Origin of the sequence: Sporocytophaga myxococcoides (genome assembly GCF_000775915.1) — a bacterium.
Taxonomy (GTDB): domain Bacteria; phylum Bacteroidota; class Bacteroidia; order Cytophagales; family Cytophagaceae; genus Sporocytophaga; species Sporocytophaga myxococcoides_A.
The window spans coordinates 253,262-266,201 of record NZ_BBLT01000003.1; the positions used below are offsets into that span (position 1 = coordinate 253,262).

Genomic DNA, 12,940 nt, shown 5'->3' on the forward strand with positions numbered 1-12,940 from the left:
AAATTTTGAAAAGGAGAGGCTGCAACCTTTCCTTTTTTGTATTTTTTCTGTTGAAAAAAGTCATAGGCCAATTAGAAATATTGTTAATCACTTAAACCAATTTCTTTTAAACCAATTTCTTTATTTGTATTGATGAAACCGATTGGACAATTATAAATTTTTTTAATGTTTAATTCCGGTTTAAAGATGGATATGGCTTAGATTTGTATATGGCCAGTCAATTCGATCAATCTTTTCAGGATGAACTTTCTAAATTAAACGAGGCTCAGAAAAGTGCGGTAGAGCATCTCGAAGGACCTGTTCTGGTAATTGCCGGACCTGGTACAGGGAAGACTCAGATTCTTTCCGCAAGAATCGGATATATCCTCAGTTCTGCTGATACACAGGCTCGTCCTCACAATATTCTTTGCCTTACATATACTGACGCCGGTACAATTGCTATGCGCAAAAGGCTTCTGAAATTCATTGGCCCGGAGGCATATAAAGTACACATTCATACCTTTCATTCTTTTTGTAACCAGGTAATTCAGGAAAATCTGGATTATTTTGGTTTTAGGGATTTACAGCCTATTACTGAACTTGAGTCCATTCTGTTATTCAAAGAACTTATTGATGATCTTGGCCCAAAGAATCCGTTAAAGCGTTATACAGGTGATGCTTATTATGAGGTAAGAAGACTTCAGGTTTTGTTTAACCTGATGAAGAAGGAAAACTGGACTCCTGAACTGATCGAGGAAAAAATCAAAGAATATCTGGACAGCCTTCCTTTCAGGGAAGATTTTATATACAAGCGCGCAAATGCTAAACAAGGGATTAAAGCCGGAGATTTAAAGAAAGATAAGATCAGGGAAGAAGAAGCAAAACTGGAATTGTTAAGAGCTGCTTGTCAGGAATTTCCCAAATTTGAAAGCATGATGCGTAAGAAGCGTCGATATGACTATAACGACATGATTCTTTGGGTTTTAGAGGCTTTTAGGAAGAATGAAGAAATACTTCGCCGTTATCAGGAGCAATATTTGTATTTCCTTGTAGATGAATATCAGGATACAAATGGCGCACAAAATGAAATTCTTAATATTCTTACAGGATATTGGGACAAGCCGAACATATTTGCTGTTGGGGATGATGATCAGTCTATATATAGATTTCAGGGCGCAAGTGTAAAGAATATTATAGACTTTTATGATCGCTTTAAAGAAGATGTCAAAACAATAGTCCTTACTGAAAACTACAGATCATCTCAGAATATTCTTAACTCATCTGCTGGGCTTATCAATTTCAATGAGGAAAGGCTGGTGCGGAAGATTAACGGATTGAGTAAGGATCTTTTTGCTAAAGGATCTTTTGCGAACTCTGAAGTAGAAGTTAATATCCTTGAATATTATAATGTGATTCATGAAGAGTCAGACATTCTGAATCAATTGATAAAGCTGTATGAAGAAGGTGAAGATCTTAGTGAAGTGGCAGTAATTTATCGAAGTCACAAAATAGTGGATAACCTTGTACGCATGCTGGAGACAAGGAATATACCATTAAACGTGCGACAGCAGACCAATATACTGACACTCCCGTTTGTAGAATCATTGATTTCTCTTCTTACTTATTTGTCAGAAGAATATGCAAAACCTCATTCCGCAGAATTCCTTCTGTATGAGATCATGCATTACAATTTTTTCTCTATCAATGCAAGAGATATAGCTCGTATTGCACGCAAATGTTATGAGAGTAAAGAATCGTGGAGAGAGGTAATCAGTAGCAGAGAAAAACTTTTTATGCTGAATTTGGAGTCTGCCAGACATATTTCTGCTCTTGAAGAAAATTTGTCCTACTGGATAAAAGAAATTCCCAATATTACTTTACAGACTCTTTTTGAGAAGATCATTATCAAAGGAGGTATCATGAGTTATATCATGAATAGTTCTGATAAGATTTGGTTGATGCAGGTTGTTAATACATTTTTTGATTTTATAAAAGATGAAACGGCAAAGAATCCTTCTCTTGACTTACCTTCCTTTCTAAGTCTTCTGAAAGAAATGAAGGAAAACGGAATTTCCCTTACTGTCAACAAAGTTATACAGGCTGAAAAGGGTATTAACTTTGTAACTGCTCATTCTTCAAAAGGGCTGGAGTTCAGACACGTATTTCTAATTTCATGTACCTCCTCTAATTGGGAAAAGCAAAGAGCCAAATCTCAGACATACAAAATCCCTGATACACTTACAGAAGCAGATACGGAAGATAAGACAGAAGAGGAGAGACGACTTTTTTATGTTGCCATGACAAGAGCAAAGGAATATCTTTATATTTCTTATGCCGCTCGTGACAATGCAGGCAAGGAGCTTGAAATGTCCAGATTTGTTGCAGAGGTTCTGGAGTCTGAGGTTATAAATGTGAAGCATCCGGAGCTCAATGAGAAGTCAATCTCAGATTATCAGTTCTCCCTTCTTGCAAGCGAAAGACCCGCAGAGCTCAGTCTTTCCGATATTGAGTTTATGAAAGACTCTTTGAAAAACTACAAAATGAGTGTTACTCATTTGAATAAGTTTTTGTCCTGTCCTCTTTCATTTTATTTTGAGAATGTTTTAAGAGTTCCATCGGCAAGGAGTGAAAGTATGGGATTTGGAAATGCGATGCACAGTGCCCTTTATATGTTGTTTTCAAAGATGAGCAAGTCCGGAAATAATGAATTCCCGACAGCAGATGAGTTTTATTCCTTCTTTTGTGTGGGAATGTACAACCACAGATCTCATTTTACAGACAAAGAGTATGAGCGCAGACTGGAATTTGGGAAGGAGCTTTTATATGATTATTATGCTAAATATGTTAGTCAATGGAATAGAATAGTAGCTGTGGAGCATAGAATTAATAATGCTGAAGTTAGCGGAGTTCCTATTACCGGAGCGCTTGATAAAATTGAATTTGATGGTAAGAAAGTAAATGTGGTAGACTACAAGACAGGCAATCCTGAAAATGGCAAAAAGAAATTAAACAGACCATCAGAAAAAGATCCTAATGGAGGAGACTATTGGAGACAAATTGTTTTTTACAGAATTCTGCTCGACAGTGATAAATCCAAAAACTATGAAATGCTTTCCGGTGAAATAGATTTCCTTCAGAAGGATAGTAAAAAGGAGTTTATAAAGGAAAAGCTTTTTGTCCTCCCTGAAGATATTGAAATAGTTAAAGGTCAGATAAAAAGTACCTATGATAAAATTATGAATCTCGAATTTACGCAAGGTTGTAATAAAGATGAATGCTATTGGTGCAATTTTGTAAAGCATCATTACAGAACTGAAATTCCGGATTCAGCAATGGACGAATAAACAATATTTTTATTCTTGAGTTTTTAAATAGGAAAGGTCTCTTAAAATGCTCCTAACAAATATTTCTTGTACTTTTAAGTGAATTTTCTTTTCATTTCGAGGTTAATAAGTGACTTTCTGGTTGGAGGGAGTATTAAGGGTATGGAATTGTGGGTTTCTTATGGATAATTTATTGAAAAGTCCCTTTCAAAGGAGTCAGGAGATGTGACGTGAATTTATTATCTTTAAAATCCAGAATTGAATAATAGGCTTATTCCAAGAGCAAATAGTCTTGTTCAGAGCAAATTACTTGGGGTATTCTAAACCGGATTTTTTTTTTAGCGTAAAAGGAATAGGTTAAATACAGGGTGTTTTTTATAATTATCTTATAATTAGTATATTAGGCTTTTTAAATCCTCCTATGAGAAAGAATCTCATTGTAACGGTTTTATTATTACTCCTTTTTACTCAGCTAAGCAGTAATGAAACGTCCTTTAACAGGCTTGAGGATTTAAACGATTTTTTTGCCTTAAAATGGAAAAGATTCATAGGCGGGACCTCTTACAGGACTAATATCACTTATTATAATGGAAATATAATAGTTGGCTCAAATGGAATGCATTATGCAGATTACTCTGTAACGGATAAGAATAATGGAGTTTATTTTTTAAGCGCTAAAACTGGGAGCATTTTAAAGCATATAGAAAAGGAGGGATTTGGGGATGAAGACGTAAATGGAGTTGCGATTCATAATGGCAGAGTTTTCTTTGGAAATGACAATGATGAAATTTTTTGTTACTCCACTGCCGGAAAGTTATTATGGAGTATGCCTGCATCTGGAGACATAGAATCTGCCCCTGCTTTGATCAATATAAATAACGACCATGTCAAAGATCCTGTTTTTGCTACAGAAACTGGAGAAATTGCAGCTTATAATGGAGTAAACGGTAAAAAGCTTTGGAGTTTCAAGCAGGAAGGCTTTAACGGATGGGAGCAAACTCAAAACAGATTTGTGTTTCGTATTGCCGCTCATTTTAAAAATGGTTCAGGATTTATGTGCAAGCCGCTTACCTATGATATAGACAATGATGATGTTTTAGATGTCTTAGTAACCTCCAAAGATGGTATTGTTTATGCTATAGACGGATCAAACGGGGAAGAGCTTTGGAAATACAACACATTTTTCTTTGGCACTACTCAATCACCTGTCAATATTAAATACAGAGGAAAGAATTACTTTGGAATAACTTCAGGGAAATCCATCCTGTTGTTAGATAAGGCAGGCAAAAAGCAATTTGAGTTTGCATTTTCACATTGGATTTCAGATGCGCTTCCGGTAGTACTTCCGGATAATAAACTGATCGTTTGTCATGAAAATGGAATAAGTGTATTGAATTTTGATACAGGAGACATTAAGTATTCTGCCATAGAAGGGAAAATTACGGCAACCCCGATTGTTGAGGATGCCTTTGAAAAAGGAGTTAGTCAGGTCATAGTGCCCATGGAATCTGGTAAACTTGCTTTTTTGGGTATAGATGGAAGTATTCAGAAGGTATTTTCCTTTTCTAAGGGTTCAGAGTGCTCTCCATTGTTTGTCGATGTTGACGGAGATAATAAAAAGGAGCTGCTTATAAGCAGTTATGATGGTTATTTGTATTGCTACCAGATTAAAAGATGAAAAAAGTAGTCAGAAATTGGTATCTATTATTGTTGCTCGCCTTTTTAGGTTGGGCCGGAGTTTTTTATTACTTGGTAAAGAAAGAGACGCCGGTGATAATAGGACCTTTTGAAAAAGTAAATGTACCTTATGAGACTTTCGAAATATATGGGGAAGAAGGTGGAGAGTTCATTTCTCAAAGAGGAACAAAAATTATCATTCCTGCAAAAGCCTTTGTAGATAAAAATGGTGAATTGATTAATGACAGAGTATTAATAAAATATAGACAACTAGACAACGCTGCAGATATTTTTTTAAGTGGTCTTCCAATGAATTATGATTCGACAGGTGAAAGACTCCTTGAAACTGCAGAAGTTATTGAAATTAAAGCATTCGTTAGAAATAAACCCGTATTTCTTGCGGCAGGAAGTAAAATTGATTTAAAATACACTGCTTCTGCACCACTAACTTCCGATTATGGGTTTTATCATTTTGATACAGAGAATCTTCTTTGGCAATATTCAAATGATTATTCAAAAGAAAAGCTAACTGCTTTTGAGGTGGGAGATGAAAAATATGTCTCTAGTGTAAGGATGCGTAAAGAAGATTTATTTCTTTTTGACCTAGAAATTGACCAGGATGATTATCCGGAGTTAAAAGATTTTAAGGACCTCAAGTGGGCATATATTGGAAATAATGATAAAATCGATCCAAGGAAGAATTCTTGGGCATTTAAGGTTTTATGGACCAAAACACAGTTGAAACTTATAGACCATGGAAATAAGATTTACCAGCTTGTCTTATCTAATAACGAAGGAAGAAGCTTTAAAACCCTGATTACACCTTATAGAGAAGAACTTCTGCAAAATCAGGTAGAATACATAGCAGCTGGCAAGGTAAAAGGCAATAAAACTTCGAAGTTGGAGGAAAAATCTATTAAATATAACCTGTCTCTTAACCAGACAGGTGCATGGAATATTGCCAGAAAAAGACTAAAGGAGGAGGAGCAGATATATCTTTCAACGCTTAAATTTTCAAACCCTTCTCTAAGAGTTTCAGAGAAAGAAGTATACTTGTTGGATATGGAATTTAATACAGTAAGGAAAATTTCCGGTAAAGCTGCTCAAAAGGTGTCCATTAAACCATCTTCTAACCTGATTGTTATTTCTGTTGATGGAGAAAATCAAATATCATTTGATAAGATTTCTGAAATTAAATCAGGACCAATTACTGGTGTCCTGGAGTTCTATCTGATGCAATGCGAGGAAACCATTAAATCTTATAACCATTTTCATAAATTATTAACCATGTGATTTTCATAAAAGATTTTCTTTGTTGTAGGGGTTTTAATTGTAAGTAGTGAAGAAAAATTTATAACATTTTTAAGATTTCAATCAATTTTTGCCCTATTTTTTAATAGAAGCGCGATCTTATTTGTTGCTGTAAAAGTGCTTTTTTTTGCCCCATATCCTATAAAATAAATAGACTAATAGCCTGGCTTTACTTGCCACTATAATTAAAAAAAATATTAGAATAATCCAAAATAAGATTGTTTGTTTTCGAATAAATAAATTTCCTGGCTTTAATAATCCAAAATTGCTGGTTTTTTAAACTTTTTTTTTTTATATTTAATCAGTCGTCTTTGAAAAAAACTGCCTTAAAATTGTTTGATCAGGCCGATAAAAGATATCAAAAGATAGATGTAAGAAATCGGGGGGATTTGTAAGTCTTTTCTTGGATAATTTGAGGTAACTTTGATAAAAAGACCCATTTTCAGCACCCTGAAATGGGATTTGGAACCAATTTTCGATTATTCAGGTAAAGATTAACTCGCTTTTATTTAAGTAGATCCCCACTAAAAATAGAAATATCATAATACAGATTATTGGAAAATAATTTCAGGTTAATGGCAGAACAAGAAACTTCTGGATTGTACGATTCCAGCTTTGAGCGTGACTCATGCGGTATCGGATTTGTCGCCAACGTGAAGGGAAGAAAATCCCATGAGATCGTTGATAATGCTCTCAAAATGCTTGCAAGAATGGAGCATAGGGGGGCATGTGGTTGCGAAAATAACACGGGTGATGGAGCGGGTATTCTTATCCAGGTTCCGCACGAGTTTTTCGTAGACGAGTGTGTCAAGATCGGAATTAAACTTCCGCCATTCGGACAGTATGGTGTGGGAACTGTGTTTTTCCCAAAAGATGAGAAGCTTCGTGAAGATTGCAGAGCAATTCTGAATAGAAATATTGAGAAATTGGGATTGACTTTGCTTGGTTACAGAAAACTTCCTACAAACAATTCAGACATAGGACCGAGCGCTATAGCTGTAGAGCCGACTATGGAACAGGTATTTGTTCAAAAGCCAGACAGCATCAAAACAAGCGACGATTTTGAGCGAAAGCTGTTTATCCTTAGAAATTATACTACCAGAATCGTAAGGGAAACTTTTCAGCTGCCTAATATCAATGACGCTTTCCATATTGTGTCGTTGTCATACAAAACAATTGTTTACAAAGGTCAGTTGATGACTGCTCAGGTAAGATCTTTCTTCCCTGATCTTCAGAATAAAAGAGTAGTATCTGCCATTGCGGTTGTTCACTCTAGATTCTCTACCAACACATTCCCATCATTCAGACTTGCGCAGCCTTTCAGATATATTGCTCACAATGGCGAGATCAATACTGTAAAAGGCAATGTTAACTGGATGAGAGCTCAGGAAGCCGGATTTGAATCCAAATACTTTACCAGAGAAGAGCTGGATATGATACTGCCTATCTGCGATTCTACCGCTTCTGACTCTGCTAATCTGGATAATGCTATTGAGCTTTTGGTTCTTAGCGGACGATCCCTTCCTCATGTTATGATGATGCTTGTTCCTGAAGCTTGGGACGGCAATAAAGACATGACTGAAGAGAAGAAGGCATTCTACGAATATCATGCCGCGCTTATGGAGCCTTGGGATGGACCAGCTTCGATTTCTTTCACCGATGGTAAAATAGTTGGCGCTACACTTGATAGAAACGGATTAAGACCATCCAGATGGTGCGTAACTGAAGATGACATTGTAATTATGGCATCTGAAGCAGGTGTTGTTGATGTAGATCCTGCTAAAATCGTTAAAAAAGGAAGACTCCAGCCTGGTAAAATGTTCGTTGTTGACCTTGAGCAAGGTAAAATCATCAGCGACGAAGACCTGAAAAAGGAAATCTGTACTAGCAAGCCATACAAAGAGTGGCTTAAAAATAAAATCAAGATTAAAGACCTTCCGGAGCCTCTTGGAACATTCCATCAGCCTGACGAAAGTACTTTGTTAAAAAGACAACAGGCTTTTGGTTACAGCAAGGAAGATCTTAAAACAATTATTGCAGAAATGGCTGCAACGGGAAAAGAGCCTATCGGATCTATGGGTACCGATGCTCCTCTTGCCATCCTTTCTGATCAGAGCCAGCACTTGTCTCACTACTTCAAGCAATTGTTTGCTCAGGTAACGAATCCTCCAATTGACCCTATCCGTGAAAAGATGGTTATGTCATTGGTGTCTTACGTTGGTGGTTCCCTTAACCTTCTTGAAGAGTCTCCCCTTCATTGCAGACAAGTGGAGCTTAGCCAGCCAATCCTTACAAATAAGGACCTTGAGAAGTTAAGATATTTGGATCAGGCTTACTTCCAGACCAAAACAATCAATATATTCTTCAAAGCAGAAGACAAACCTGGAACGCTTGAAAAAGCGCTTAACAGAATTTGCCAATATGCTGCTGATGCGGTTGAAGATGGATTCTCAATTATCCTTCTTTCTGATAGAAGTGTAGATACCAGCCATGCTGCAATTCCTTCTCTTCTTGCTACTGCCGCAGTGCACCACCATTTGATGAGAAAAGGCCTTAGAGGAAAAGTAGGAATCGTGGTTGAAGCCGGAGATGCATGGGAAGTACATCATTTTGCTACGCTTATCAGCTTCGGTGCTTCTGCTGTTAACCCTTATCTTGCTTTTGAAAGTATCGTAGATCTTAAGAAGAAAAGTATTCTTAAAGTGGATCTTCCAGAAGAGAAGCTGTTCTATAACTACATCAAAGCTATTAATGAAGGCTTGTTGAAAGTATTCTCTAAAATGGGTATTTCAACACTTCAGTCTTATCAGGGAGCTCAGATTTTCGAAGCGCTTGGTATTCACAAGGAAGTAATCGACAAATATTTCACTAATACAGTTTCAAGAATTGGTGGTCTTACTTTAGACGGAATTGCAAAAGAGGCTTTATTAAAGCATGAAACTGCATTCCCTGAAACTCCTGTCTACAATCCGAAGCTAGAGGTTGGTGGTATTTATCAGTGGAAACGTAGAGGTGAATTCCACTTATTCAACCCTCAGACAATTCACTTATTACAGCAGGCTACAAAAACCGGAGATTATCAGATTTACAAGAAATATGCTAAACTGATCAATGACCAAAGTGATAAAGCTGCAACATTAAGAAGCTTATTAAAATTCAAATCAAGTAACGATCCTATTCCTTTGAGTGAAGTGGAGCCGATGGAAAGCATTTTCAAACGCTTTGCTACCGGTGCAATGTCTTTTGGCTCTATTTCTCATGAAGCTCACTCAACTCTTGCGATTGCCATGAATAGAATCGGCGGAAAAAGCAACTGCGGAGAAGGCGGAGAAGATGAAATCAGATTTGAGAAAAAGGCAAATGGAGATTGGGAAAGATCTGCTATAAAACAAGTTGCATCAGGAAGATTTGGCGTTACCAGCTATTATCTTGCTAATGCCGATGAGTTACAAATAAAAATGGCTCAGGGTGCTAAACCTGGAGAAGGTGGTCAGCTTCCTGGTCATAAAGTGGACGACTGGATCGGACGTGTAAGACATTCTACTCCTGGAGTAGGTCTTATTTCTCCCCCGCCTCACCATGATATCTATTCTATTGAGGACCTTGCTCAGTTGATTTTCGACCTTAAAAATTCGAACCCGAAAGCAAGAATCAACGTGAAACTTGTTTCTGAAGCTGGTGTTGGAACAATCGCTGCAGGTGTTGCTAAAGCTCACTCAGACGTAGTTCTTATCGCTGGTCACGATGGTGGTACGGGTGCTTCTCCAATTAGTTCTATCAAACATGCAGGTCTGCCTTGGGAGCTTGGTCTTGCTGAAGCTCACCAGACACTTGTAAAAAATAACTTAAGAAGCCGTATCGTTGTTCAGGCAGATGGTCAGATGAAAACCGGAAGAGATCTTGCAATTGCTGCCCTTCTCGGAGCTGAAGAGTGGGGTGTTGCAACTGCCGCACTTGTTTCCACTGGCTGTATTATCATGCGTAAATGTCATCTGAATACCTGTCCGGTAGGTGTTGCAACTCAGGACAAAGAACTTAGAGCTTTATTTACTGGAAAACCTGAGCATGTTGTGAATCTATTCACTTTCATGGCTAGTGAATTAAGAGAAATAATGGCCGAACTTGGTTTCAGAACGGTTAATGAAATGATTGGTCAGGTAGATAAGCTTGAAGTGCGTGACAACATTACTCACTGGAAGCATAGGAACATCGATCTTTCTGCAATCCTATTCAAAGCACCTGCAGGTCCTGAAGTGGGTATCTACAAGCAGATGGAGCAGGATCACGGTATTGATGCAATCCTTGATCTTGAGATGATCAAGCAGGCTAAACCTGCATTGGATGCTCAAAAACCAGTAACAGGTGAATTCAATATTACCAATATTGATCGTTCTGCGGGAACAATGCTTTCTTACGAAATCTCTACGAGATATAATGGACAAGGACTACCAGCAGGAACTATTCATTATAAATTTAAAGGTTCTGCCGGTCAAAGCTTCGGAGCATTTGGAGCGCCTGGTATCAAGTTTGAATTGGAAGGTGAGTCAAATGACTACTTTGGAAAAGGACTATCAGGAGGTCGCTTAATTCTTTACCCGGATAAATCTTCAAAATTCAATCCAAGCGATAACATCATCGTTGGAAACGTTTGCTTCTATGGAGCAACTTCCGGAGATGCTTATATCCGTGGACAAGCTGGCGAGCGTTTCTGCGTGCGTAACTCAGGAGCTAAAGCTGTTGTCGAAGGTGTTGGAGATCACGGTTGCGAATACATGACTGGTGGTATCGCTGTCATCCTTGGAGAAACAGGAAGAAACTTTGCAGCAGGTATGAGCGGTGGTATCGCTTATGTTTACGATCCGCAAAAGAAATTCCCTGCAAGATGCAACATGGAAATGGTGGAGTTTGACAAGATGTCTGACGAAGATGCAGACTCTCTGAAAGAACTGATCAAAAATCATCACACTTTCACAGGAAGTGATGTAGCTGAAAATATATTAAATAACTGGGACAGTGCGCTTGCAGACTTTGTAAAAGTAATGCCTACAGATTACAAAGCTGTCCTACTGAAAAGAAAACAACAATTAAATAAGGGAACTACAGACAAGGAGGTCTTGGTACAACATGGGTAAGCCAACGGGATTCATGGAATTCGGCAGAGAACTGCCAAAGAAAAGAGATCCTAAAGACAGGATCGGTGATTACAAAGAATTGTATTTGGAATTCGGAACTGAGAAGGTAGAAACTCAGGCCTCCAGATGTATGAACTGTGGCGTACCTTTCTGCCACAGTGGTTGTCCGCTTGGCAACATTATACCTGAATTCAATGATGCAGTTTATGAAAAGAACTGGGAGGAAGCGGCTGAAATCCTTCTTTCTACAAATAACTTCCCTGAATTTACAGGAAGAATTTGTCCGGCTCCTTGTGAGGCTGCCTGTGTATTAGGTATCAATAAACCTCCTGTGACGATCGAAGAAATCGAAAAAAATATCATTGAGGTTGCTTTTGCTAAAGGTTATATCAAACCTAAGGCTCCAAAAGAAAGAACAGATAAAAAGGTAGCGGTGATCGGTTCTGGTCCTGCTGGTCTTGCAACTGCTGCTCAGCTGAACAAAGCAGGACATTCTGTTACTGTTTTTGAAAGAGCTGATCAGATTGGTGGACTTCTTCGTTACGGTATTCCTGACTTCAAATTAGAGAAGTGGGTCGTGGAAAGAAGAGTAAAGCTGATGGAAGAAGAGGGTGTTGTTTTCAAAACAAACTCTAATGTTGGCGAGAACGTGAAGGTAAAAGATGTATTGAAGGATTTTGATGCTATCGTTCTTACCGGTGGTTCTACAATTCCAAGAGATGTACCTATTCCCGGAAGAAATCTTAAAGGTGTTCATTTTGCCATGGAATTCCTTACTCAGCAAAATGGCCGTGTAAGCGGAAAAACCTTTAAGCCTGAGGAAGAAATTTGGGCAACAGGAAAAAATGTTGTTGTTATCGGTGGTGGTGATACAGGCTCTGACTGTGTCGGTACATCTAACAGACATAAAGCAAAATCAATCACTCAGGTTGAATTATTGCCTAAGCCTCCTGCAGAAAGAGACGCAACAATGCCTTGGCCAAACTGGCCGATGATTCTGAGAACATCTACTTCACACGAAGAAGGTTGCGACAGAAACTGGGCAATATTCACTAAGGAATTCATTGGAGATAGTGATGGTAAGCTTACCGGCATAAAAATCGCTGAGATGGGCTGGAGTACTCCTGAAGATGGCAAAATGCCAAAATATCAGGAAGTGCCGGGCACTGAAAAGATCATTCCTTGTGAATTGGCGCTTCTTGCTATCGGATTTCTACATCCACAACATTCAGGTATGCTTAATGAGCTTGGTGTTGAGTACGATGAAAGAGGAAATGTAAAGTGTAATGAGAAATATCAGACTTCTGTACCAAAAGTATTCTCTGCAGGAGATATGAGAAGAGGTCAGTCGCTTGTAGTTTGGGCTATCTCTGAAGGTAGAGAAGCTGCAAGACACGTGGACACTTTCCTTATGGGTGAATCTAAGCTTGAGGCTAAAGATGTCTCAATGCTTAATGTTAACAGTCTTTAATATCCTATAACTTAAAATTGATTATGATATGAAAACCTTCGGTGTAA

At 38.0% G+C, this 12,940-nt stretch carries 5 protein-coding genes; all 5 read left to right on the top strand.

Annotated elements, in window-relative coordinates; all coding sequences use genetic code 11:
- Positions 1-209: 209 nt before the first annotated feature.
- Positions 210-3,323, top strand: a complete 3,114-nt coding sequence (locus MYP_RS08910) for an ATP-dependent helicase (RefSeq protein WP_045461806.1) — start codon at positions 210-212, stop codon at positions 3,321-3,323.
- A gap of 400 nt (positions 3,324-3,723) precedes the next feature.
- Entirely contained in the window at positions 3,724-4,980 is a 1,257-nt protein-coding gene (locus MYP_RS08915; RefSeq protein ID WP_045461809.1) for an outer membrane protein assembly factor BamB family protein, read from the top strand.
- Positions 4,977-6,272 carry a hypothetical protein gene (locus MYP_RS08920; RefSeq protein WP_045461812.1) on the top strand — a complete coding sequence of 432 codons (1,296 nt, stop codon included), beginning with the start codon at positions 4,977-4,979 and terminating at the stop codon, positions 6,270-6,272. The genes MYP_RS08915 and MYP_RS08920 overlap by 4 nt, the downstream gene beginning before the upstream one ends.
- Before the next feature lie 593 nt (positions 6,273-6,865).
- Complete coding sequence (gene gltB / locus MYP_RS08925) at positions 6,866-11,422, top strand: glutamate synthase large subunit (RefSeq protein WP_045461815.1); 4,557 nt, start codon at positions 6,866-6,868, stop codon at positions 11,420-11,422.
- The gene (locus tag MYP_RS08930; RefSeq protein ID WP_045461818.1) at positions 11,415-12,893 is read left to right on the top strand and encodes a glutamate synthase subunit beta; all 1,479 of its coding nucleotides are present in this window, start codon (positions 11,415-11,417) and stop codon (positions 12,891-12,893) included. The genes gltB and MYP_RS08930 overlap by 8 nt, the downstream gene beginning before the upstream one ends.
- Positions 12,894-12,940: the final 47 nt, after the last annotated feature.

What these genes read in the sequence shown, in the direction of transcription:
- MYP_RS08910 (WP_045461806.1), top strand. Translation starts at nt 210, where the DNA reads ATGGCCAGTCAATTCGATCAATCTTTTCAGGATGAACTTTCTAAATTA.
- MYP_RS08915 (WP_045461809.1), top strand. Translation starts at nt 3,724, where the DNA reads ATGAGAAAGAATCTCATTGTAACGGTTTTATTATTACTCCTTTTTACT.
- MYP_RS08920 (WP_045461812.1), top strand. Translation starts at nt 4,977, where the DNA reads ATGAAAAAAGTAGTCAGAAATTGGTATCTATTATTGTTGCTCGCCTTT.
- gltB (WP_045461815.1), top strand. Translation starts at nt 6,866, where the DNA reads ATGGCAGAACAAGAAACTTCTGGATTGTACGATTCCAGCTTTGAGCGT.
- MYP_RS08930 (WP_045461818.1), top strand. Translation starts at nt 11,415, where the DNA reads ATGGGTAAGCCAACGGGATTCATGGAATTCGGCAGAGAACTGCCAAAG.